A 22,512-nucleotide genomic window follows, 5' to 3' on the forward strand; every position below is an offset into this window, starting at 1 on the left:
TGCCAAGGTATTGAAGTAATCCCCCCTACGCGCTGACGCGCGCCCCCCAGGGGGCGGGACTGGCGGACCGGCAAAGCCGGATCCGCGGTCCCCTGGATCGGGGCGCGGCAGTGCGGGTGGTTGGTTATAGTGCCAGCAGTATCTGACTACTACCGGGACGGGTTTTCCGTCCTCTCGCTCTTTAGGGAAGTTTCATGAAAAAGCAGAAGATTCGCATCCGCCTGAAGGCGTTCGATTACAAGCTCATCGACCAGTCGGCCGCCGAGATCGTCGAAACCGCCAAGCGCACGGGTGCCGTGGTCCGTGGTCCGGTTCCCCTGCCGACCCGTATCCGCCGCTACGACCTGCTGCGTTCGCCGCACGTGAACAAGACGTCGCGCGACCAGTTCGAGATCCGTACCCATCAGCGCCTGATGGACATCGTGGATCCGACGGACAAGACGGTCGACGCGCTGATGCGCCTGGATCTGCCGGCCGGCGTGGACGTGGAAATCGCTTTGCAGTAACGTGGTATTTGCGCCCGGCGCTTGAAAAAGCGGCCGGGCGCACGCTATACTCGCAGGCTGGTCAGTGTTTTACTGGCCGGCTGGCGCACAGTTTTTTCGTGTGCGCCTTTTCAGCCTGGCGGCAATCGCGCCGGGCTGGCTGGAAAAAAAGCGTCTTTCCGCGCTGATCCCGGGTTCATTGCCGGGTGCGCGAATTCCGCTCTACCTCTCGAGTTTGGCGCGGCACCCGGTCCGGGTGCCGCTGTCTCGGTGCTGCGCCCAGGCGCAACGCCACTTTTAGCCCCGGCCAATCGCAGTCGGGAATGGAGAAAACGATGTCGACCCAATCGACGGCCTCCACGCCAGCCGCATTCCGGCTCGGCCTGGTGGGACGCAAGGTTGGCATGACCCGCATTTTCACGGACGATGGCGAGTCCATCCCCGTGACCGTGCTGGACGTGTCGAACAACCGTGTGACCCAGGTCAAATCCCCGCAGACGGACGGCTACGCAGCTGTCCAGGTCACGTTCGGTACGCGCCGTGCTTCGCGCGTCACCCAGCCCCAAACCGGCCACTTTGCCAAAGCTGGCGTGGAAGCGGGCAGCGTGCTCAAGGAATTCCGCCTTGATCCGGCCAAAGCGGCCGAGTTCGCTCCGGGCGCAGTCATTACCGTGGAATCCGTGTTCTCGGTCGGCCAGAAGGTCGACGTCACCGGCACGACCATCGGCAAGGGCTTCTCGGGCGCGATCAAGCGTCACAACTTCTCGTCGAACCGCGCTTCGCACGGCAACTCGGTTTCGCACAACTCGGCTGGCTCCATCGGTATGGCGCAAGATCCGGGCCGTGTGTTCCCCGGCAAGAAAATGGCCGGCCATTATGGCGACGTGACCCGTACCGTGCAGAACCTCGACGTGATTCGCGTGGACGCCGAGCGCGGCCTGCTGCTGGTCCGTGGCGCCGTCCCGGGCCACGCCGGCGCGGACATCGTCGTCCGTCCCGCTGTGAAAGGAGCCTGAACATGGCAGATCTCAAGCTCCTGAATGATCAGGGCCAGGTCGCTGCGACCGTCAGCGCACCCGACACCGTCTTCGGCCGTGAATTCAACGAAGCGCTGGTGCACCAGGTCGTTGTCGCCTACCAGACCAACGCCCGCAGCGGCAACCGTGCGCAGAAGGATCGCGCCGAAGTCAAGCACACGACCAAGAAGCCGTGGCGCCAGAAGGGCACGGGCCGCGCCCGCGCCGGTATGTCGTCCTCGCCGCTGTGGCGTGGGGGCGGCCGGATTTTCCCGAATTCGCCCGAAGAAAACTTCAGCCAGAAAGTGAACAAGAAGATGTACCGCGCCGGCGTGCGGTCCATCCTGTCGCAACTGGCCCGCGAAGACCGCATCGCGATCGTCGAGAACTTCGTCGTCGATTCGCCCAAGACCAAGGTGGCCGCCGACAAGCTCAAGAGCCTGGGCCTGAACTCGGTCCTCATCATTACCGATGCGGTTGACGAAAACCTCTATCTGGCTACGCGCAATCTGCCGCACGTCGCCGTGGTCGAGTCCCGTTATGCCGATCCGCTGTCGCTGATCCACTACAACAAAGTGCTGATCACCAAGCCGGCGATCGCTCAGCTCGAGGAGATGCTGGGATGAGCAACGACCGTCTGCTCCAGGTTCTGCTGGCCCCGATCGTCTCTGAAAAGAGCACGTTCATCGCCGACAAGAACCAGCAAGTGGCTTTCCGCGTCCTGCAAGACGCCACCAAGCCGGAAATCAAGGCTGCCGTCGAACTGCTCTTCAAGGTGCAGGTCGAGTCCGTGCAGGTTCTCAATACCAAGGGCAAAGTCAAGCGCTTTGGCCGCTTCATCGGTCGCCGCCGCAATGAGCGCAAGGCCTATGTGTCGCTGAAGCCGGGTCAGGAAATCGACTTTGCGCAGGAGGTGAAGTAAATGCCCCTCGTCAAGCTGAAGCCGACCTCGGCCGGTCGCCGCGCGATGGTGAAGGTGGTTCACCCCCACCTGCACAAAGGTCGCCCGCTCGACAGTCTGCTCGAAAAGCAGATGCAGAATGCCGGCCGCAACAACAACGGCCACATCACCACGCGTCATCGCGGCGGTGGTCACAAGCAACACTATCGCGTGGTCGATTTCAAGCGCACCAAGGACGGCATCCCGGCCAAGGTCGAGCGCATCGAATACGATCCGAACCGTACGGCGCACATCGCTCTGCTGTGCTACGCCGACGGCGAGCGTCGCTACATCATCGCCCCGCGGGGCCTGGAAGTCGGCGCCATGCTGCTGTCCGGCAGCGAAGCGCCCATCCGCGCCGGCAACACTCTGCCCATCCGGAACATTCCGGTCGGTAGCACCATCCACTGCGTGGAAATGATCCCCGGCAAGGGCGCCCAGATGGTGCGTTCGGCTGGCGGTTCGGCTGTGCTGCTCGCCCGTGAAGGCACCTATGCCCAGGTTCGCCTGCGCTCGGGTGAAGTCCGCAAGGTGCACATCGAGTGCCGCGCGACCATCGGCGAAGTCAGCAACGAAGAGCACGGCCTGCGCCAGATCGGCAAGGCCGGCGCTACCCGCTGGCGCGGTATTCGTCCCACCGTCCGCGGTGTGGCCATGAACCCGATCGATCACCCGCACGGTGGTGGTGAAGGTCGTACTGGCGAAGCCCGTGAGCCGGTCAGCCCCTGGGGCACTCCGTCCAAGGGTTTCAAGACCCGTCGCAACAAGCGGACGAGCAATATGATCGTCCAGCGGCGCAAGAAGAAGTAAGCGAGGCGAGCCATGTCACGTTCTATTAAAAAGGGCCCGTTCGTCGATCAACACCTTCTGAAGAAGGTCGATGCGTCGACGGCCGGCAAAGACAAGCGCCCGATCAAGACCTGGTCGCGTCGTTCCACGATCCTGCCCGAGTTCATCGGTCTGACGATCGCGGTCCATAACGGCCGCCAGCATGTTCCCGTCTACATCAACGAGAACATGGTCGGTCACAAACTCGGCGAATTCGCGCTGACCCGGACGTTCAAGGGCCACGCTGCGGATAAAAAGGCCAAGAGGTAAGCGCGATGGAAACCACAGCGATTGTTCGTGGCGTACGCGTGTCGGCCCAGAAGGCCCGTCTGGTCGCGGATATGATCCGCGGCAAGTCGGTTGCCCAGGCCATCAACATTCTGACGTTCACGCCCAAGAAGTCCGCCGGCATCATCAAGAAAGCGGTCGAATCCGCGATCGCGAATGCCGAGCACAACGACGGTGCCGATATCGACGAACTGAAGGTGAAAACCATCTACGTCGACAAGGGCACGTCGCTCAAGCGTTTCGACGCTCGCGCCAAGGGCCGCGGCGTCAAGATCGAGAAGCAGACTTGCCACATCGTGGTCAAGGTCGGTAACTAAGGAGCCACGATGGGACAGAAAATTCACCCGACCGGGTTCCGTCTCTCGGTCAGCCGTAACTGGTCTTCGCGCTGGTACGCGGGCGGCAGCGCCTACGCCGGCATGTTGGCCGAGGACATCAAGGTCCGCGAATACCTGAAGAAGAAGCTGAAAGGTGCTTCCGTGGGCCGCGTGATCATCGAGCGTCCGGCCAAGAATGCCCGCGTCACGGTCTACTCGGCCCGTCCGGGCGTCGTGATCGGCAAGAAGGGCGAGGACATCGAAGTCCTGAAAGCCGACCTGCAGCGCCTGATGGGCGTGCCCGTGCACGTCAACATCGAAGAGATCCGCAAGCCGGAAATCGACGCGCAGCTGATCGCCGACTCGATCTCGCAACAGCTCGAGAAGCGCATCATGTTCCGCCGCGCGATGAAGCGCGCCATGCAGAACGCGATGCGCCTGGGCGCCCAGGGCATCAAGATCATGAGCGCGGGCCGCCTGAACGGCATCGAAATTGCTCGTACCGAGTGGTATCGCGAAGGCCGTGTGCCGCTGCACACCCTGCGCGCCAACATCGACTACGGCACTTCCGAAGCCGGCACGACCTACGGCCTGATCGGTATCAAGGTCTGGGTCTACAAGGGCGACACGCTGGGCTCGGCCGAACTGGCCGCCGCCCCGGAAGCAACCAAGGACGAAGAGCGCAAGCCGCGCCGCGGTCCGCGCAACGATCGTGGCGATCGCCCGGGCAATAACCGCCCCGGCGCCGGCCGTGGTCGTGGCGGCCGCCGTCCCGAAGGTGAAGCAGCTGCCGCTGCCGCGCCCGAGGGCGGTGCCCGGCGTGCGCCGCGCAAGCCGGCTGCTGATGCCGCCGCGCCTGCGCCTGCCAAAGACGGAGAATAAGCATGCTGCAGCCATCGCGCAGGAAATACCGCAAGGAACAGAAAGGCCGCAATACCGGCCTGGCGACGCGCGGCGCCAACGTTTCGTTCGGCGAATTCGGTCTGAAGGCCACCGGTCGTGGCCGCCTGACCGCTCGTCAGATCGAAGCGGCCCGTCGTGCCATCACCCGCCACATCAAGCGTGGCGGCCGTATCTGGATTCGCGTCTTCCCGGACAAGCCGATCTCGCAAAAGCCGGCCGAAGTCCGTATGGGTAACGGCAAGGGCAACCCGGAGTACTGGGTCGCCGAGATCCAGCCCGGCAAGGTGCTGTACGAAATGGAAGGCGTCAACGAAGAACTGGCGCGCGAGGCGTTCCGCCTGGCCGCTGCCAAGCTCCCGATCGCGACCGTCTTCGTGACGCGTCACCTCGGGACGTAAGGAGAATAGCAATGAAGGCAAGCGAACTCCGTTCGAAAGACGCTGGCGAGCTCGGTAAAGAGCTCGAGGGTCTGCTTAGGGCTCAGTTCAGTCTGCGCATGCAGCTGGCTACCCAGCAGCTTTCCAACAACAGCCAGCTCGGCAAGGTCCGCCGCGACATCGCGCGCGTCCGTACCGTGCTGCGCGAGAAAGCCGGGAAGTAAACATGAGCGAAACCAAGCTGAAGCGTACGCTGACCGGCCGTGTGGTCAGCGACAAGATGGACAAGACGGTTACCGTGCTGGTCGAGCGCCGCGTGAAGCATCCGCTCTACGGCAAGATCGTCGTCCGGTCCGCCAAGTACCACGCTCACGACGAAACCAACCAGTACAACGCTGGCGACCTGGTCGAGATCGCGGAAACCCGTCCGGTTTCCAAGACCAAGGCCTGGGCCGTGGTTCGTCTGATCGAAGCCGCGCGCGTCATCTGATCGCGCTGTGAGGGCGCGCGCGCCCTCGCAAGAAAGCCGCCCCACCGCAAGGTGTCGGGCGGCTTTTTCATTTCACGTCCAGCCGGGCTCGCCAGGTGCCGCGCCGCACATGGATGCCGGCGCCGATGGGGTATCGTGAAGGCATCGCTGCAAGCCGAAGCAACAGCCGAACCATGTCGAGCCTCGAAGACCAATTCGCCCACATCCGCACCGGGCAGATGTATGACGACCTGACTCCGGAGCTGCTCGCAGCACGCGAACAGGCTGTATTGCTGACGAACGAATACAACGGATCTTTTTCGTCGCCGGCCATCGTGCGCGAGGCCATCCTCAAGCGTCTGCTCGGAACAGTCGGCTCGCGCGTGCATTTCGAGCCGACCTTTCGCTGCGAATTCGGCCGCAACATCCACATCGGCAACAACTTCTACGCCAACTTCGATTGCGTCATGCTCGATGGCGGCGGGATCTACATCGGCGACGACGTGCTGCTGGCTCCGCGCGTGGGCATCTACACGTCCAACCACGCAATCGACCCGGAAGAACGGGCGGCGGGTGGCTGTTTCGCCAAGCCGGTGAGGATAGGCGACAAGGTCTGGATAGGCGCGGGGGTCCACCTCAATCCCGGCGTGTCCATCGGCGACGGCGCCATCATCGGCTCAGGCAGTGTCGTGACCTCGGACATTCCGGCAGGCGTGGTGGCCGCAGGCGTGCCCTGCAGGGTGATTCGCGCCATCACGGAAAAAGACAAGACAGGATTCCAGCCCTGATCTCGACGCGGCCGGATAAGCGTGCCGGCGCTATGGCTTCGCCGCTGCCTCGGCCGGCGGCAATTCCGGCCCGAACACGCTGCGCCCGCCGTACCGATGCGAATCCCGCCGCTCCTGGGCGATGAAGGCATCGACCGCTGCGCCTTCGGCATCGCGTTCGAGGCGGCGCGCCTGAGCGTCGAGCCGGCGGATGGCGTCGAGCTTTTCGTCGTTGCCCAATCGCGCCTGGGAGACGGCCGTTTTCAGCACGGCGATCGTGCGGTCGTAGACCTCGCACGGAACGGGATAGGGATGCCTGTCCTTGCCGCCGTGCGCGAGCGAAAAGCGCGCCGGGTCGGTGAAGCGGCACGGCGTGCCGTGCACCACCTCGGCCACCAGCGCCAGCGAGCGCACGGTGCGCGCGCCCACGCCGGGCACCATCAATAGTTCGGAGAAATCGACCGGGCCGCATTCGGCGGCGGCCGCCAGCGCGCCGTGCAGGCGGCGCACGACGACGTCCTTGGGACGCACGTCGTGGTGCGCGGGCATGACGAGATGGGGCAGCAGCGACAACTGTGCGATGCGCGCCGGGTGCTCGTCCTGCGGCGGTTGGGCTTCGGCCGGCGGAGCATCGCGCCCGCGGCCGAGCAGCCCCAGCGCGGCCGCTTCGCAGGCGATGAAATCGGGTCCGCGGTCGAGCAGCAGTGCCACCTGGCTTCGCCGCGACGCGGCGGCCCGGCGGTCGGTGAGGTTGACGATGCGTCCCTGGTTCACGCCGTCGATCGCCGCGTGCGGCGCCTCGACGAAGCTGGCCATGTCTTCCGATAGCCAGTGGTAGCGGCGCGCATAGCGCGTGTCGCCATTCATGCCCTGCTGCACGACTGCCCACTTGCCGTCGTCGGTCACGAAGAAGCCGTGCAGATAGAGATCGAAGCCGTCCTGCAACGCGGCGCTGTCCACCTTGGCGACCATCCGGCTGGCCTGGGCCAGCGCGTGGCCGTCGAAGCCGGTGCGTTCGCCGATGGCCGCCAGCTCCTGCGGCGTCTTGCGCGAATGGTTGCCGCGCCCGCCGCATACGTGCAGGCCGAGTTCGCCCGACAGCGGCGCCAGCCCGCGCTTGAGCGCGCCGATCACGCTGGTGGTGATGCCCGACGAATGCCAGTCCATGCCCATCACGGCGCCGAAGGACTGGAACCAGAACGGGTGCGCCAGCCGGCGCAGGAATTCGTCCCGGCCGTAATGGTGGACGATGGCCTGCGTGATCACCGCGCCCAGCCGCGACATGCGCCGGCCCAGCCAGGCGGGGACGCGGCCGTGATGGAGGGGGAGGTCGGCGCTGCCTGCGCGTCGCATCGGATCGTGCCCGGAAAGAAAGACGGTAACTGCCGGACGATTGTAGCGAATCGGGAATGGGTGCCGAGCCGGGCCTCTCTGCGCATGCTCGGCAAAGAGGCGCCGCCCGATGCGCGCGGCGATCTTCCATTGCGATCTGCAATGAGAGTGATTATCATTGGCATTTGTCCGGTGGCGGCGACAGCCTGCCCGGCACCCCTGGGGGAGCACTGTCTTGAGCTCGCGTCTGCCGCTGTCCGTGCGCAACGTGGAAACGCTGTACGTCGCGCACCATGGCTGGCTGCTGAACTGGCTGCGCCGGCGCCTGTCCGATGGCAGCCAGGCCGCCGACATCGCGCAGGACGCATTCCTGCGCGTGCTGGCCTCCCGCAGCCGCGAACCCATCGCCGAACCGCGCGCGCTGCTGGCGCGCATCGCCAAGGGCTTGATGATCGACCGGTGGCGGCGCCAGGAGTTCGAGCGGGCCTACCTGGAAGCCCTGGCCGCGCAGCCCGAGCCGGTGGCGCCGTCGCCCGAGACGAGGCTGGCGATCCTGCAGGCGCTGGAACGCATCGACCGCCTGCTGGATGGCCTGCGGCCGCCGGTGCGCGAGGCCTTCCTGCTGGCCCAGCTGGAGGGCCTGGGCTACGCCGCGATCGCGGCCAAGCTGGGCGTCACCACCCGCTCGGTCGAACGTTACATGGCGCAGGCGCTTTTCCACTGCCATCTGGCACTGGAGGAAGACTGAGCCATGACGACCGCGGGTAGCGCTCCGTTCAACCAACTTGTCAGGCAGGCGATCGACTGGGCCGTGCTGCTGCAATCCGACCGCGCCGACGACGGCGCGCGGCACGCCTGTCGATGCTGGCGCGACAGCGACCCCGACCGCGAACGGGCCTGGCAGCGCGTGCAGCAGGTGCTCGCCGCCGTGCGCCAGGACATCGGCCTGCTGCCGTCGGCCGGCGCAGCGCATGCTGTCCTGCGCGCTTCTGCCGAGCGGGCCGGGCGCCGCAAGGCGCTCAAGCTCCTGACCGCATCGCTGGCCACCGCGCTGTCGGCCGGCTGGCTGGCGGAACGGCATCTGCCGTGGCAGCGGCTGGCGGCCGACCATTACACCGGCGTCGGCGAACGCAAGACGGTGCTGCTGGCCGACGGCACCCGCCTGGTGCTGAATACCGACAGCGCCGTGTCGGTGCGTTTCGACGCCGCGCAGCGCCTGATCGTGCTGACTCGCGGCGAGGCGGCCCTGGCCAGCGGCGCCGATTCACGCTCGCCGCGCCATCGGCCCCTGAAGGTACAGACCCGTCATGGCCTGTTCGAGGCATTGGGCACGCGCTTCATAGTGCGGCTGGAGCCGGCATCGAGCATGCTGACGGTGGAAGAGGGCGCCGTCGCGATCTACCCGCGCGACGCGCGCGGCGCGCCCGTCATCGCCCGCGCCGGCATGGCCTACCGGACCGACGGCGCGGCCGCGGTGCCGGCCGACACACGCGGCCTGGACTCCGCCAGCTGGGTCCATGGCGCGCTGTCGGTGCGCAACATGCGCCTGGCCGACTTCCTGGCCGAAGTGGCGCGCTACCGCGCCGGGCGGGTCGACTGCGACGAGGCTGTCGGCGAACTCCGGCTCTCGGGCGTCTATCGGCTCGACGACTCGGACGAGCTGCTCGCCATGCTGCCCGACATCCTTCCCGTCCAGGTGCGGTACCGGACGCGCTACTGGGTCCACGTCGGCGCGCGTTGATTTTGTTGCGCCGGGCTGTCGGGTTTCGGGCGCCCGTTCGGCTTTAGGAGAACAGAGCATCTCCTGCGACGAGCCATCCCATGCCCTATCCTCCCGTACCGTCTCATTTCCGCAGCGGCCGATCCAACCCGCGGTCGCGCGGCCTGCCTTGGACCGCCGCCGCCACTGCCGCGCTGCTGGGCGTCCATCCCGGCGTCATGGCCCAGGCGCCGGCGCCAGCCGGCGTACGCGCCTACCTGGTCGCGCCCGGGCCGCTGGACGAGGTGTTGAACGGCTTCGCCCGCCAGGCCGGCATCTCGCTGTCGTTCACGCCGCAGCAGGTGGCCGGGCGCAGCAGCCCGGGGCTGGCGGGCGAGTTCAGCGTCGATGCGGCGCTGGCGCGCCTGCTGGAAGGCAGCGGCCATAGCGCCGTGGCGCAGGCGCCCGGCCGTTATCGACTGCAGGCCGCGGCGGCCGGTTCGGCGGCCGTAGCCGCCGCACCGCCGGCGGGCGACGCGGAGGTGGCCACGCTGCCTACCGTAGTGGTGACGGCCGCCGCCGATACCGGCATCGCCGACGCCTCCAACACCATCGTCATCAGCCGCGAAAGCCTGGACCGCTTCCCGCCCACCAGCCCGGGCGACATCTTCCGCGACATCGCCGGCGTCATGGTCGCAAACAATCGCAACGGTCCGTCGCTGGACCTGAACATCCGCGGCATGCAGGGCTTCGGGCGGGTCAAGGTGCTGGTGGACGGCACCGAATCATCCAGCTCCAGCTACAAGGGCTACGGTGGCGAAAGCACGCGCGCCTTCATCGATCCCGAACTGCTGGGCGAGGTCAAGATCGAGAAAGGGCCCAACGCCGGTCCCTACGGCGCCGGCGTGGTCGGCGGCGTGGTGAGCGCTTCGACCTTGACGGCGGCCGACCTCATCAAGGACGGCAAAAGCTACGGCCTGCGCCTGCGCGGCACGCTGGCCAACAACCAGGCCGGCACCGACAGCTACCAAGTGTTCGGCCCGGGGCCCAGCGGCTCGGCGTCGGCCCAGCCGGGCACCGACGCAGGCTTCCGCGAGATCACGCTGCCCGGCCGGACCTGGACGGGCAGCATCGTCGGCGCCTGGCGCCCCAACGACATGCTCGACCTGGTCGCCGGCTTGAGCCGCCGCCGCGCCGGCAACTACGTCTCGGGCAGCCGGGGCGATGTGACCGGCCGCTTCGCGCCCGCCGAGGCGCCGCGGCGGCTGTCGTACTACCAGCCCGGATCCGAGGTCTACAACACCTCGCAGGACACCGACTCGGTGCTGCTGAAGGCGGGCCTGAAACTGCCCGCCGACCAGCGGCTCGACCTCGGCTTCAGCCGGCTGGAGAGCCTGTTCGGCGAGGCGCGCAGCGCCGGCTATCCCGAATACATCGAACAGCTCAATCTCAGCAGCGCCGACAAGAAGCTGTACACGGCCCGCTATGCGTGGTCGCCGGTCGGCAACCCGTGGATCGACCTGCGCGCCAACGTGTGGGCCGCCGACTCCGAGGAATACCAGGCCGCCGACATCCGCGGGATCGCCATGATCTCCGGCATCCATCGCGCCCAGCACGCCAACACGCGCGGCCGCGGCGTAGAAGTGTGGAACACCAGCGTGCTGGACCTGTGGGGCGTGGGGCTGAGCCTGAAGTACGGCGCAACCTGGCTGTACGAGAAGGCCCGAATCGCGCCGCTGGACGGCGGCATCTACATGGAGCCCAACGGTCAGCGCCGGATGAGTTCGGAATTCGTGCAGGCCGAGGTGATGCCGATCGACAGCGTGACGCTCAACGCCGGCGTGCGCCGCGAGCGCTACGAGATGCGGGGCGCGGGCGAGGTCTCGTCGGGAATACCGGGGCAAGTGCTGCCGCTGAACATCCGCCATGGCGAGAGCCGGACCAATCCGAGTCTGGGGGCCACCTGGCAGATCATGCGGGCGGTGCAGCTGTTCGGCCGCTACGGCGAAGGCTGGCGTCCGCCTTCGACCAAGGAGACGATCAACGGCCTGATCGCCGACTCGAACGTGGGCCGGGCTCTGCTCAGGCCCGAATTCATCCGCAGCACCGAGGCCGGTGCGAGGCTGACGCTGCGCGACCAGTGGCTGCGCAACGACCAGTTGGCCGCGTCGCTCACGTTCTTCCGCAACAAGACGACCGATTACGTGCAGGGCTTCGCCGGCGAGTTCCGCAACGCCGACAGCGCCGATTTCCGCGGCCTGGAGTTCAACCTGAACTACGACGGCGGCGTGGTCTTCGCGCGCTATGCCTTCACCCGCTACTCCAAGATCGAATTCTGCGGCGTGGCGCTGGCGTTCAATACGGCGCCGCCGTGCTTCAAGATGCCGTACGAAGACTATGCCTCGGGCTGGGACCTGTCGATGAGCGGGCTGTACGTGCCGCCCAAGGCCCAGCACAGCCTGACGGTCGGCGCCCGCCTGCTGGAGCGCCGGCTGACGCTGGGCGCGCGCGCGATCCTGGCGCGCGACAACGCCGCCGGCGGCGACGTGGTGTCCAGCGGCTGGCGTTCCTATACGGTCTACGACCTGTTCGCGGGCTACCGGATCAACGACCGGCTGAACGTCAACCTCAGCGTCGAGAACCTGACCGACCGCTTCTACATGGACGCCGGCACCAGCTCCATGCTGGCCATACCGTCGCCCGGCCGCACCGCCAAGCTCACGCTCACGTACTCTCTTTGAAGACTGCCATGAAGACATTTTCCATCGCGGGCCGATACAGCCGCTGCCTGCCGCTCTTGCTGGCGCTGGCCGTGTCGGCCGGTCCGGCCCGCGCCGCGCTGCCGTCGGTCGACATCATCACCAACTTCACCGGCAGCCAGCCCGGCGGCGGCAACGGTTCATTGAGCCACGGCACGCTTACCGAGGGCGCCGACGGCTATCTGTACGGCCGCTCGCTGTTCGGCGGCGGCACCGAGGCCAACATGCAGGATGCCGGCGGCCTGCAGGGCGGCCGCGTACCGGTGTTCTACCGCCTGCGCAACGACGGCAGCGGCTTCGAAGTGCTGTCGCGCAACGCCACGGTGCTGCCGGTGGCCACCGGCGGCTGGCTCGCCGCCGGCGACGGCTATCTGTACGGGCCGTCGAACAACAACGGCGGCGTGCTGCTGCGCTACCTGCCCGGCGGCAGCCCCGAATGGACCTTCTTCGGCCCCAATAGCACCGTCAGCCCGCGCGCCGACGTGGTGGCCGAATCCCTGGGCCGCTTCATCGTGGGCCGCACCAGCAATCCTCTGCGCGCGCTAAGCATGGACGGCGCCACGGTGACGACGCTGGCCGCGCTCGGCAACGTCGGCGCCAGCCCGATCTATATGGTGACCGATACCGACGGCACCGTGTACGGCGTGTTCAGCACAGGCGGAGGCAACGGCCGCGGCTCGCTGTTCCGCCTGAGCGCCGACGGCGCCGCGCTGAAGCTGATCCTGGGCTTCGACGACAACCAGGTCGGCGGCTATTTCAACGGTCCCTACCGGCCGATCGTATTGGCCGGCGACTACATATACGGCGTGACCTACCGCGGCCCGCTGGCCGGCGGCGTGTTCTGGCGCATCCGCAAGGACGCCGCCGGCGCCAACAGCGGCCGCGACGACGTGGAGATACTGCACAGCTTCGGCACCGGCGACGTGCTGGGAGGCAACAATCCCGACAACCTGATCCTGGGCCGGGACGGCCACATCTACGGCATCACGCAGGGCGGGGCGACGCTGTCGGGCGCGCCGGCCAGCGGCGCCATCTTCCGCTATCGGATCGGCGAGGGCGAAGACGACAAAGGCCTGCTGGAAGTGCTGCATACCTTTTCCCGCGAGTTGCCCGATCCGCCGCGCAACAACATCTACTACGTGAACGGCGCGCCGGTGGCCAGCCCGATCAACCTCGGCGCCAATGCCGGCGGCCACACCGTGACGGCGCTCGCGCAGGCCAGCAACGGCCAGTTCTACGGGCTCACTTCCTTTGGCGGCAGCTACGGCTGGGGCACGCTGTTCCGCTTCAATCCCGGCGACGAGGTGGAGCCCGGCTCGGCGCTGACCCCCGTGCAGCCGCAGGTGATCTTCGGCATCAACAGCCTCGACGCTGGCCAGAACCGCTACACCCTGGCGGTGGGCGGCCATGTGTCCTTCTATTGGCGCGGCGTGTTCGCGGCCGGCTGCGTGGCGTCGTCGACCGAGCCGGATTCTCCGTGGAACGGGCCGCGGCCGCAGGAAGGCAACTATCTGAAGGCCGAACGCATCGACGCGGTGAAAGGCGGCACCTGGCAGTACACGCTGACGTGCGAGCCGCAGAGCAGCGAATACACCGAGCCGGTGTCGGCCACCGTGACGGTGGAAGTGGTGCCGGAGGTGGCCGACGCAAAAGAAGTGGGCAACGGCGGCGGAGCGTTCGGGTGGTGGAGCCTGTTGCCGCTGCTGATGGCGTGGGGCTGCGCGGCGCGCCATCGCAGGCGCGCATGCTGAGGGGCGTGCGGCGTCCATGGCTGCCGCTGTCGTGGCTGATGGCGTCGTGGCTGCTGCTGGCGCCAGGGCCTGCGGCCGGTGCCGATGCCTGGACGGCGCTGCAGGACCGCGTCCAAGAGTTTTACCGGCAAGGCGCCTATGCGGAGTCCGAGCAGAGCGCGCGGCAATCGCTGGCATTGGCGCAGGCACAGGACGGCGAAGACTCGATGCGGGCGGCGTCCAGCCTGAACGGGCTGGCGCTGGCGCTGGACGCGCAGGGCCGGCACGCCGAGGCGCTGCCGCTGCTGGCGCGCGCCGTGCGGATCTCGGAGACGGTGCCAGACGCGCCGCCCGGCGTTGCGGCCTCGCTGCGTTTCAATCTCGCCTCGGTGCACGAAGCCCTGAACGATTATGCGGCCGCCGCGGCGGCGTATGAGCAGGCGCTGCGGATACGGGAAGCCGCGCCGGGCGCGGATGCCGCCGACGCGCTGCCCGTCCTGCTGGCGTTGAGCCGGGTCGGGGCGCAGCAGGGCCGGCATGGCGAAGCGGAGGCATACGCGCGGCGGGCTGTGGCCAATATCGAGTCCCGGCTCGGCCCCGACGCGCTGCAGTTGGCCCGGCCGCTGATCGAAACCGCGCTGGCCATGCAGCGCCAGGGCAAAACCGAAGGCGTGCCGGCGCTGCTGGAGCGCGCGCTGGCGATCCGGCAGGCGGCGCTCGGCCCGGCGCATGCCGACGTGGCCGACAGCCTCGAGCATCTGGCGCGCTTCTACCAAAGCACCAGCCGCGCGGATCTCGCCGAAACCCTGCTGGCGCGCGCGTTGGCCATCCGCGACGGACAGCGCGAAGAGACGCCGGCAATGGCCGAGAGCCTGAACGGCCTGGCGCTGGCGCATTACGCCCGCGGCGAATACGGCCAGGCCCGGCAGGCTTTCGCGCGCGCATTGGCCATTCTCGAGCGGCACCAGGGCCCCGATAGTCTGGTCGTGGCGCAGGTGGCGGGCAATCTGGCGCGGGCCGAAAGCGCGCAGGGCCATCAGGCCGAAGCGCAGGCGCTTTATCTGCGGGCGCTGGCCGTGCGCGAACGGCTCGACCCCGAGAGCCTGGATACTGCGCAGACGATGGAGGACCTGGCCGCGATGTATTTCGCGCAGCGCAGCTTCAGCAAGGCCGAGCCGCTATATCGCCGCGCGCAGGCGATCATAGCGAAGCGGCTGGGGCCGACCGATGTCCGGCTGCTGTACGGGCTGGACAGCCTGGTCGACCTGTACCAGGCGACGTTGCGCAGCGACAAGGCGCGCGACGCGGCCAGACTGGCGCAGGACATCCGCAAGGCGGCCGCCGCCGGCACGCACTGAGTCTGCCGCGGATGCTGTCGTCGGGCCAGCTGAAGGCAAATCATGCAACTGGTACCGGAGCCTAGAGAAGGCGTGGGAACATCGGAACTACGCCTGGTGCAGTGCTTCGCGCAAGATGCGGCGCAGCGTTTCTTCGGTCAAAGGTGCCTCGCCTCCAACGAATGCCCGGCGCAACGTATCGTTGATGACTGTCTGGTATCCGGTCCCTTGCCGTGCCGCCTGGGTCTTGGCTGCTTCGATCACGTCGGCGTCCAGGCGTATGGTGATGCTGATCTTGCCGGGCTTGGCCGCACGCGCGAAATCTTCCGGCGTCCATTCAGGATTGTCGGAATCGGCCGCGATGCCCGCGTTGATTGCGGCATCTTCGGCCTCCGTGGGAGACAGATGATCCGGCTTAAGCTTCGGCATACTGCCGCTCCTCCCGCTTGTTCGCTTTGCGCAAGCTGATAATGCGGCGAATATTGCCGCGATCCACGTACACCACTACATGGAGGCGGTTACCGATGTAGCCGATCGCGCTCATGCGATCTTCACCATATTCGAAACGATCGTCTTTGCGCACCAGCGCATCGGCCCACTCGAATGAGCGGGCCTCGTCCAGCGGCATGCCATGTTTGGCTTGGTTCGACTCGTTCTTCGTGGGGTGATAAGTGATGTAGACCAGCATTAATGTACATACAAAGTAACTACATAACAAGTAGTCTCTCTTGTTTACGCGCCGCAGGCGCCGTACCTGGCATCGGAATGGGGTAGGCGCGCCCTACCGCGCACTCTACCGAGCATTGCTGCAGTTGCACCGGAAGCTGAGGGGCGATTTGTCCTATTCCTCGTCTCGATAGAGCCTCTCGCGCACCGTCGCGAGCGCCTGCTTGCTTCACCGCTGTTCGACCACGGGCTTCCACGAAACGGACCGCCGCAACCGCCGTCGTCTTGACAAACAATTTTGGGAATCATTATTATTCTTACTGATCATTTGGTCAGTTAACGAATCGATCGATTAATTACTCGGTGTGAAACCGATCCGAGCCCATAGCGCCCTGTCATGGAACAGGGTCTTTTCGGCCTGGATTTCCCTGCATCTGTCCGAAGGCGAGCCATGCGTGCCAGCAATCACCAAGAGTGTGTCCATGAGGTCTTGCCGCGACTTTCGCGGATTGCCGGTGCGCTGGCGTCGTTTCTCGTAGCGGCGCCCTCGGCATGGGCGCAGAGCGATGCATCGCCCCAGCCCGTCGCGGAGCTTCCGGCCGTCACCGTGACGGCCCGCAAGCGCGAGGAATCCGCGCAAACCGTTCCGATCAGCATGACCGTGCTCGACGGCCAGACCGCGGCGGCCGTCTCGGCCCCGTCCGACAGCAACGCCGGGCTGGCGCGGTCGGCGCCGAACGTTGCTTTCGCCGACAGCGGCGGCCAGTTCGGCAATCTGTTCGTCATTCGCGGCGTCGGTTCGTTCGCGCCGCTTTCGTCGGACGACACGTCGGCCGTCATGTACCTGGGCGAGGTGCCGCGCTCGGTCTATGGAACACCGCCGGCCTTGCTCGACATCGACCGCGTCGAAATCATGCGCGGCCCGCAAGGCACATTGTTCGGCCGCAATACGCAGGCCGGGGCAATCAACGTCGTCCCCAGGCTGCCCACTTTCAAACGCGAGTTTTCGGCGACGGCCGAGGCCGGCACGCACGGCCACCGCCTTGGCGAGCTGATCGCGAACACGCCGCTGTCCGACACGCTGGCCGCGCGCCTGGCGGTGCGCTATTCGAATCTCGACGGCGCCGTTCCCAATGTCGCGGCCGGCGGCAGCGACGGCCGCGTGCAGGTGGGCGCGATGCGCGGGTCGCTGCTGTGGCTGCCGGGCGACCGCACCACCGTTGCCTTCACGGGCTTCTACGACCGGCGCGAATCCGACGCGCCGCGCTTCGTCTGGCTGCAGAACCCGCAGTTCCCGCAAAGCGCGGTCAACCCGGCCGGCAACATCCGCTGGCGCGACGCGGGTGCCAGCCTGAGGATCGAGCACGAGTTCGACCGCGTGCGCCTCACCTCGCTGACCAGCTATCAAGACGATCGTTCGTTCCAGCCTTTCGACCTGACCGACGGGCTGATCTACGCCGCCATGACCGGGCAGCCGCAGGCCCTGTTCAACGTGCCGTATGCGGACTACGTCGGCATCCACTTCCGGGAGAAGACGTTCCAGCAGGAGTTGCGGCTGTCGTCGCTGGAGGAGGGCGGTTTCACCTGGACGGCCGGCGTCAACTACTTCCGCTCGCGCTTCACCAACGACACGCAGGCCGTGGCTTCGCCCGCCGCGTTCAATTTCCAGGCGCAGAACGGCACGCAGGACAACCGCATCGCCACCGACAGCATCGCGCTCTTCGGCGAGGGCACGCTGGCGCTGACGGACAGGCTCAAGGCCACGCTGGGCCTGCGCTATACGCACGAGAGCAAGGATGCGGACTATCTGTTCACCGGCAACGGGAACCCGGCCACCGTGCCGTTCTCCAGCCATAGCCTGAACCTCTCCGACCGTTTCCTGACCGGCCGCGCCGGGCTGTCGTACGACTGGACGCCCGACACCATGACCTACGCGACCGTTTCGCGCGGCGCGGTGAGCGCGGGCTATCCCGTGGTCCAGGTCAACGGCGTCTATGGCAAGGCCGAGCCGCCGTATCCCACGTCGACGAGCTGGACGTATGAAGCCGGGTTCAAGTCGATGTGGCTGGACAGGCGGCTGGGCGTGAACGGTTCGGTGTTCTACAACGACGTGAAGAACGGACACCTGATCGTTTTCGATCCGGCGCAGCTGTTCTTCGGTTCCGCATCTCTCGATTACCAGAGCAAGGGTGCGGAACTGGAGGCGGTTGCCAGCCTGAGCCGCCATCTGAAGCTGAGCGCGAGCGCCGGCTACACGCATGCCGAGCTCGTCGATGTTCCATCGGGCAGCTCGACCGGCGCGAAATCGGGCAACCGCGTGCCGAACATGCCCAAGTTCAATGCCTCGCTGGGCGTGCAATACGACGCGCCCATGCGCGTCGGCGCCGCCCGGGGGCGGCTGAAGGCCGCGCTCGCCTGGCAGTACGTGGGCAGACGCGCGGCGGACGTGAAAGAGAGCTTCGATCTGCCGGGCTATGGCGTCGTCAATGCCCGGCTGGGGTGGCAGCAGGGCAGTTGGGAGCTCTACGGTTTTGCCTGGAATCTGTTCGACAAGCAATACCTGGTGGCCGGCCAGGCCTGGGGCCCGGGCGTCAGTTCGGTGCGCGTCGGGCAGCCGCGCGTGGTCGGGATGGGCGCGACCATGCGGTTCTGACGGGGCGCCGGCGCATGCAGACAGTGAATCATGCCGTGGACGCAGGTTCGGACGGCGCCCGGATCCGTCCCGCGATCGTGCTCCTTTCCGTGGCCCTGGCCTACGTGTCGCTGGGCGCCATCCTCGGCTTCGTCCAGGGCGGCGTGGCGCCCGTGCTGCGCACCCGGGGCATGGACTTGTCGGCCATGCGCTGGGTCTACGCGCTTTACCTGCCGTTCGGCATTGCCTTCCTGTGGGCGCCCGTGGTCGATTCCCGGCGCTGGCCCTGGCTGGGACGCCGCACCGGCTGGATCGTTCCGATGCAGTGGATTGCGGTCCTGGCCTTGCTGGCGGCGGCGTGCAACGCGCCAGGGCCCGGCGCATGGGGCATTTTGCTGGCGCTCGGCATGGTGGCCACGCTGGCGGCCGCCACCATGGACGTGGCCCTGGATGCGCTGACCGTCGAAACCGTTCCCGAGGCGCAGCGGCCCGCCGCCGCCGCGGCCAAGATGGGCGGCGTTTCGCTCGGTTCCGTGCTCGGCGGCGGCGTGCTGGTGGCGCTGTATCCGCGCCTGGGGTGGCCAGGCGCGATGGCCGCCATTGCCGCACTGATGGCGGTGTCCGGCGTACCCATGCTCGCCCTTATCGGCGCGGAGCGTGCGTTGACCGGCCGCTCGCCGCGCCGGCGCGCGGGCATCGGGCAGATGCTGCGCAAGCGCGGGATGCGCCCGCGCTTCATCCGGCTGACGCTGCTGGCCTGCACCCTGCTGGCGTTGTTCAACTTCAACCGGCTGCTGCTGGTGGACATGGGGGTTTCTCTGGAGCGCATCGGCAGCGTGCTGGGCACGGCCGGACCGCTGGCCAATGCGGTGGCCTGCGCGCTCGCGCCGCTGCTGGTGCGGCGTCTGCCTTTGCGGTCGGCGGCCATGTCCATGGCCATGGCTTGCCTGGCCAGCGCCTGCCTGGTGTGGCTGGGCTACGCCAGGATGAGTCCGGCCATGGCGCTGGCGGGCAGCGTGCTGGTCACGGCCGGCGCCTCGGCGCTGTATGTGGTGCTGGGCAGCCTGATCCTGGAATGGGCAAGCGGCGACCAGGCCGCCACGGACTACGCGCTGCTCTACGGGCTGGGCCGCTTCCTCGGGACTGCCGCCCTGATGATCCTGCCGGGGCTGATACAGACTGTTGGATGGTCCGTTTTCCAGGGCGGCATCGTGATCGCCTTTGCCTGCGCCGCCTGGTACTTCCTGCGATTGATTCCCCGAGCCGAGGCCGGTCCCTCCTGAAATGCGATTAATCTGCTGACTATTTGATCAGCACGCAAGCCGTGGAAGGCGGCTGTGCACGCCGCCCTCAGGAGATTCGTCCCATGTCCGAATTACGCCAGGTCTACACCACCGTCGATGCCCGCGACCGTATCGTGGAGGCCGCCCTGACCGTCTTTGCCAAGCTCGGCTTCGATGGCGCCACGACCCGCGAGATCGCCAAGGAGGCCGGTGTGTCGCCAGGCTTGATACACCACCACTTCCAGGACAAGGAAACCCTGTGGAAGCTGGTCGGCACTCGCATTACCGAAGAGTTCGCCGAGTTGGGCAGCGCGGCCGTCGATCCGGCGCTGCAGGGCAAGCCGGAAGGACTCAAGCAGATGCTGGCGGCCTATATGCGCTATTGGCGCGAGCATCCGCGCGCGCTGCGGTTTCAACTCTGGCGCGTGCTCGGCGCCCCGAAGGAGGAGCGCAAGTCGCGTTCGCAGTCGCTGAACCAGCTGTTCGTGCCGCATTTCAAGGCCGCTCAGGACGCCGGGCTCATCCGGCAGGACGTGCCCGCGGGCCTGCTCATGGTCACTGCGGGCGGTCTGGTCCAGTTCTTCCTGCACAGCGACATCGAGACCAACGATGCTCTGGCGGTCACCGGCGCGCCGCCGCTCGAGGACGATGCCGCACTGGACTACCTCTGGGGGCTGATCGCCGCCGATCGGCCCGCCTCGAAACCCGCCCGGAAACCCCCATCCCGCAAACGCAGTTCATCCAGGACATAGCATCGGCCATGCTGAGCAAGAACGATTTCAGGCATTACGACATCTCCGCCTTCCCGATCGTGAGCATCCGGGGCAGCCGGCTTCCCGCCGGCTATGCGCCGCAGTGGATCGTGGAGATGGAGGCGCTGGTGGCGAACGCCCAGCCCTTCGTCTTCATATTCATCGACAGCGCCGAACATCCCGAACATGAGGACCAGAAGGCCCAGGTGCAGTGGTTGAAGGCGAACAAGAAAACCCTGGCCCAGGTGTGCAAAGGAATCGTTGCGGTCGAACCGGATCGGGCCAGGCGAGTCCTGAAGCGCGCGCAGGCCCTGGCGCTCTCGGCCGCTTTCGGGCTTCGCATGTCGGTCGCGCCGGACCTCGGCGAAGCCCGGGTTCGGGCGCAACGCCTTCTCGAGGGAAACGAGATCGCCGACGATGAGGAATGAGGCACGGAGCGGGCGGCAATAACGCGTGGCCGTCTGCCCGAGTCATTGCGTTCGCAATTCATAGAGCGCGTAGAACGGCACGCCGAACAAAACGCGGAACGCCGGCCCGATCAAGGCATAAGGCCAGCCGTAGCTCTCCATGATGGGGTGCGCCGCCGCAAGCTTCAGGCGCGGAGAGTCCCTGGTGAGTTCGGCGGAGCGGCGCGGCCCCCAGCGGAATTCGGCCTGGGTGTGGCGCACCGAGGGGTGGCGCTTCGCGCGTCCGGCGGCCAGCCAGCACATCGCGTCGAAAACGAAGGACGAGCCGGCCGGCGCGCGTTCGCCGAAGGTGCGCAGCACCGCATGGACCATGGCCGGTTCCAGGTACATGAAGACGCCCTCGGAAAGCAGGAACACCGGCGCCTCGTCGCGGCTGGCCGGCAAGCCCAGGGCGTCCCACCAGTCCGCCGCGGCGAGATCGACTTCGCGCACGATGTGCCGGCCGCCCCCGGCCGGCAGCAGTTCGCGGCGGATCTCCAGCACTTCGGGCAGGTCGGCGTCCGTCATGCGCATGCGGCCGTTGTCCAGCCACTGGAAGTAGTTGGACAGGCCGCAGCCGAGATTGACGACGCGGCCATCGGGACGCGCGGCGAGGAACTGCGCGGCCAGGTCGCGGAAGCGGCGCGTGCGTGCGAGGACGCCGTAGACGCTTCCGCGGTCGCGCAGCCAGACGGCGCCGTCGTCGCCCAGCGCCGTGAGCATGCGCGCGGCATCCGCGTCGCCGACGGCCATGTTCGGGAACATCGCGTCGCCCAATGCCCTGGCCGCGAGCGGAATGCGCAGCGTGGAAGGCACGGCGGACAGCCTGGCGACATCGGGAAGCGGATTGGACATGGGACAGTTCCTCGAACGGTGCCGGAGGCCTAAAACCGAACCGGCATCCGGCTAGATTAGATCGGTATTGAAATAAGAATCATTATCATGTAAATTCGCTGCTCGGTCAGATGTTTGCGGAGGACGGGGGTGATCCGAGGCGCGGCTTTCCCATGACGATCGAAACCATGTATCGGAGCCACGGCTCGTGGCTGCTGGCCCGTTTGCAGCGCAAGCTCGGCAACAGCTGGGACGCTGCCGACCTGGTCCAGAATACCTTTCTGAAGGTGCTGACGTCATTCGACGTCGCGGCGATCGCCGAGCCGCGCGCCGTGCTGACGACAGTGGCGCGCACCCTCTGGATCGATCAGCTGCGGCGCCAGGCGCTGGAACGCGCGTATCTGGAGGCCTTGGCCCGGCAGCCCGAGAACCTGGTGCCGCCGCCCGAAGTGCGGCTCATCGCCATCGAGGCGCTGGTCGAAATCGACCGCATGCTCGACGGCGTGCCCTTGCAGGCCAAGCAGGCTTTCCTGATGGCGCGCATCGAAGGCATGTCGCTGGGAGAAATCGCGGCGGCGCTCGGAATCTCGCTGGCCACCGTGAAGCGGCGCATCGCTCAGGCCGCCGTGCGCTGCTACTTCGGATACTGACC

General features: G+C 66.9%; 26 protein-coding genes. 22 read left to right on the top strand and 4 right to left on the bottom strand.

Features of this window, described 5'->3' with window-relative positions:
* Positions 1-194 precede the first annotated feature (194 nt).
* From rpsJ to PIGHUM_RS06025, 12 genes are all read left to right on the top strand, one after another.
* Entirely contained in the window at positions 195-506 is a 312-nt protein-coding gene (gene rpsJ, locus PIGHUM_RS05970) for a 30S ribosomal protein S10 (protein ID WP_087779994.1), read from the top strand.
* Positions 507-808: 302 nt separating this feature from the next.
* Positions 809-1,501 carry a 50S ribosomal protein L3 gene (rplC, locus tag PIGHUM_RS05975; protein ID WP_124078485.1) on the top strand — a complete coding sequence of 231 codons (693 nt, stop codon included), beginning with the start codon at positions 809-811 and terminating at the stop codon, positions 1,499-1,501.
* A 2-nt stretch (positions 1,502-1,503) separates the two neighbouring features.
* On the top strand, positions 1,504-2,127 hold the full coding sequence (gene rplD, locus PIGHUM_RS05980) for a 50S ribosomal protein L4 (RefSeq protein ID WP_124078486.1): 624 nt from the start codon (positions 1,504-1,506) through the stop codon (positions 2,125-2,127).
* The gene (gene rplW / locus PIGHUM_RS05985) at positions 2,124-2,423 is read left to right on the top strand and encodes a 50S ribosomal protein L23 (protein ID WP_087779997.1); all 300 of its coding nucleotides are present in this window, start codon (positions 2,124-2,126) and stop codon (positions 2,421-2,423) included. Before rplD ends, rplW begins: the two co-directional genes overlap by 4 nt.
* A complete protein-coding gene (rplB, locus tag PIGHUM_RS05990) occupies positions 2,424-3,251 on the top strand; it encodes a 50S ribosomal protein L2 (protein WP_124078487.1) in 828 nt (275 codons plus the stop codon).
* A gap of 12 nt (positions 3,252-3,263) precedes the next feature.
* The gene (gene rpsS, locus PIGHUM_RS05995) at positions 3,264-3,539 is read left to right on the top strand and encodes a 30S ribosomal protein S19 (protein WP_124078488.1); all 276 of its coding nucleotides are present in this window, start codon (positions 3,264-3,266) and stop codon (positions 3,537-3,539) included.
* A gap of 5 nt (positions 3,540-3,544) precedes the next feature.
* A complete protein-coding gene (gene rplV, locus PIGHUM_RS06000; RefSeq protein WP_124078489.1) occupies positions 3,545-3,874 on the top strand; it encodes a 50S ribosomal protein L22 in 330 nt (109 codons plus the stop codon).
* Positions 3,875-3,883: 9 nt separating this feature from the next.
* On the top strand, positions 3,884-4,756 hold the full coding sequence (gene rpsC, locus PIGHUM_RS06005; protein WP_124078490.1) for a 30S ribosomal protein S3: 873 nt from the start codon (positions 3,884-3,886) through the stop codon (positions 4,754-4,756).
* A gap of 2 nt (positions 4,757-4,758) precedes the next feature.
* Positions 4,759-5,175 (top strand): 50S ribosomal protein L16, encoded by a 417-nt coding sequence (rplP, locus tag PIGHUM_RS06010; protein ID WP_124078491.1) that lies wholly within the window; start codon positions 4,759-4,761, stop codon positions 5,173-5,175.
* Positions 5,176-5,186: 11 nt separating this feature from the next.
* Positions 5,187-5,378, top strand: a complete 192-nt coding sequence (rpmC, locus tag PIGHUM_RS06015; protein WP_124078492.1) for a 50S ribosomal protein L29 — start codon at positions 5,187-5,189, stop codon at positions 5,376-5,378.
* A gap of 2 nt (positions 5,379-5,380) precedes the next feature.
* Positions 5,381-5,644, top strand: a complete 264-nt coding sequence (rpsQ, locus tag PIGHUM_RS06020) for a 30S ribosomal protein S17 (RefSeq protein WP_124078493.1) — start codon at positions 5,381-5,383, stop codon at positions 5,642-5,644.
* Between the two features lie 173 nt (positions 5,645-5,817).
* The gene (locus tag PIGHUM_RS06025) at positions 5,818-6,411 is read left to right on the top strand and encodes a sugar O-acetyltransferase (protein ID WP_124078494.1); all 594 of its coding nucleotides are present in this window, start codon (positions 5,818-5,820) and stop codon (positions 6,409-6,411) included.
* A gap of 30 nt (positions 6,412-6,441) precedes the next feature.
* Here the strand turns inward: PIGHUM_RS06025 and PIGHUM_RS06030 are convergent, their stop codons facing one another.
* A complete protein-coding gene (locus PIGHUM_RS06030) occupies positions 6,442-7,743 on the bottom strand; it encodes a DUF763 domain-containing protein (protein ID WP_124078495.1) in 1,302 nt (433 codons plus the stop codon).
* A 214-nt stretch (positions 7,744-7,957) separates the two neighbouring features.
* Between PIGHUM_RS06030 and PIGHUM_RS06035 the strand changes: the two genes are divergently transcribed.
* From PIGHUM_RS06035 to PIGHUM_RS06055, 5 genes are all read left to right on the top strand, one after another.
* Positions 7,958-8,470 carry a sigma-70 family RNA polymerase sigma factor gene (locus PIGHUM_RS06035; RefSeq protein ID WP_222929224.1) on the top strand — a complete coding sequence of 171 codons (513 nt, stop codon included), beginning with the start codon at positions 7,958-7,960 and terminating at the stop codon, positions 8,468-8,470.
* Between the two features lie 3 nt (positions 8,471-8,473).
* Entirely contained in the window at positions 8,474-9,463 is a 990-nt protein-coding gene (locus PIGHUM_RS06040; RefSeq protein ID WP_124078496.1) for a FecR domain-containing protein, read from the top strand.
* 80 nt (positions 9,464-9,543) lie between these two features.
* Positions 9,544-12,162 (top strand): TonB-dependent receptor, encoded by a 2,619-nt coding sequence (locus PIGHUM_RS06045; RefSeq protein WP_124078497.1) that lies wholly within the window; start codon positions 9,544-9,546, stop codon positions 12,160-12,162.
* Positions 12,163-12,170: 8 nt separating this feature from the next.
* Positions 12,171-13,931, top strand: coding sequence for a choice-of-anchor tandem repeat GloVer-containing protein (locus tag PIGHUM_RS06050; protein ID WP_124078498.1), 1,761 nt, complete (start codon positions 12,171-12,173; stop codon positions 13,929-13,931).
* On the top strand, positions 13,925-15,268 hold the full coding sequence (locus tag PIGHUM_RS06055; protein WP_124078499.1) for a tetratricopeptide repeat protein: 1,344 nt from the start codon (positions 13,925-13,927) through the stop codon (positions 15,266-15,268). Before PIGHUM_RS06050 ends, PIGHUM_RS06055 begins: the two co-directional genes overlap by 7 nt.
* 87 nt (positions 15,269-15,355) lie before the next feature.
* Here PIGHUM_RS06055 and PIGHUM_RS06060 read toward each other — a convergent pair whose 3' ends face one another.
* Positions 15,356-15,676, bottom strand: a complete 321-nt coding sequence (locus tag PIGHUM_RS06060) for a BrnA antitoxin family protein (protein ID WP_124078500.1) — start codon at positions 15,674-15,676, stop codon at positions 15,356-15,358.
* On the bottom strand, positions 15,663-15,935 hold the full coding sequence (locus PIGHUM_RS06065; RefSeq protein WP_124078501.1) for a BrnT family toxin: 273 nt from the start codon (positions 15,933-15,935) through the stop codon (positions 15,663-15,665). The genes PIGHUM_RS06060 and PIGHUM_RS06065 overlap by 14 nt, the downstream gene beginning before the upstream one ends.
* Before the next feature lie 468 nt (positions 15,936-16,403).
* On the opposite strand from PIGHUM_RS06065, the gene PIGHUM_RS06070 reads away from it, so the two are divergent.
* The 4 genes from PIGHUM_RS06070 (at position 16,404) to PIGHUM_RS06085 (ending at position 21,008) form a co-directional block, all read left to right on the top strand.
* On the top strand, positions 16,404-18,566 hold the full coding sequence (locus PIGHUM_RS06070; protein ID WP_425466678.1) for a TonB-dependent receptor: 2,163 nt from the start codon (positions 16,404-16,406) through the stop codon (positions 18,564-18,566).
* Positions 18,567-18,580: 14 nt separating this feature from the next.
* Positions 18,581-19,828 carry an MFS transporter gene (locus tag PIGHUM_RS06075; protein ID WP_124078503.1) on the top strand — a complete coding sequence of 416 codons (1,248 nt, stop codon included), beginning with the start codon at positions 18,581-18,583 and terminating at the stop codon, positions 19,826-19,828.
* 83 nt (positions 19,829-19,911) lie between these two features.
* Positions 19,912-20,580 (top strand): TetR/AcrR family transcriptional regulator, encoded by a 669-nt coding sequence (locus PIGHUM_RS06080; protein WP_124078504.1) that lies wholly within the window; start codon positions 19,912-19,914, stop codon positions 20,578-20,580.
* Between the two features lie 8 nt (positions 20,581-20,588).
* A complete protein-coding gene (locus tag PIGHUM_RS06085) occupies positions 20,589-21,008 on the top strand; it encodes a hypothetical protein (RefSeq protein WP_124078505.1) in 420 nt (139 codons plus the stop codon).
* A 42-nt stretch (positions 21,009-21,050) separates the two neighbouring features.
* On the opposite strand, the gene PIGHUM_RS06090 is transcribed toward PIGHUM_RS06085, so the two are convergent.
* Positions 21,051-21,881, bottom strand: coding sequence for a class I SAM-dependent methyltransferase (locus PIGHUM_RS06090; RefSeq protein WP_124078506.1), 831 nt, complete (start codon positions 21,879-21,881; stop codon positions 21,051-21,053).
* Positions 21,882-22,033: 152 nt separating this feature from the next.
* Here PIGHUM_RS06090 and PIGHUM_RS06095 point away from each other — a divergent pair, with 152 nt between their 5' ends.
* Positions 22,034-22,510, top strand: coding sequence for a sigma-70 family RNA polymerase sigma factor (locus PIGHUM_RS06095; protein WP_124078507.1), 477 nt, complete (start codon positions 22,034-22,036; stop codon positions 22,508-22,510).
* The last annotated feature ends 2 nt before the right edge of the window (positions 22,511-22,512 follow it).

This window comes from Pigmentiphaga humi, from assembly GCF_900606115.1.
GTDB lineage: Bacteria > Pseudomonadota > Gammaproteobacteria > Burkholderiales > Burkholderiaceae_B > Pigmentiphaga > Pigmentiphaga humi.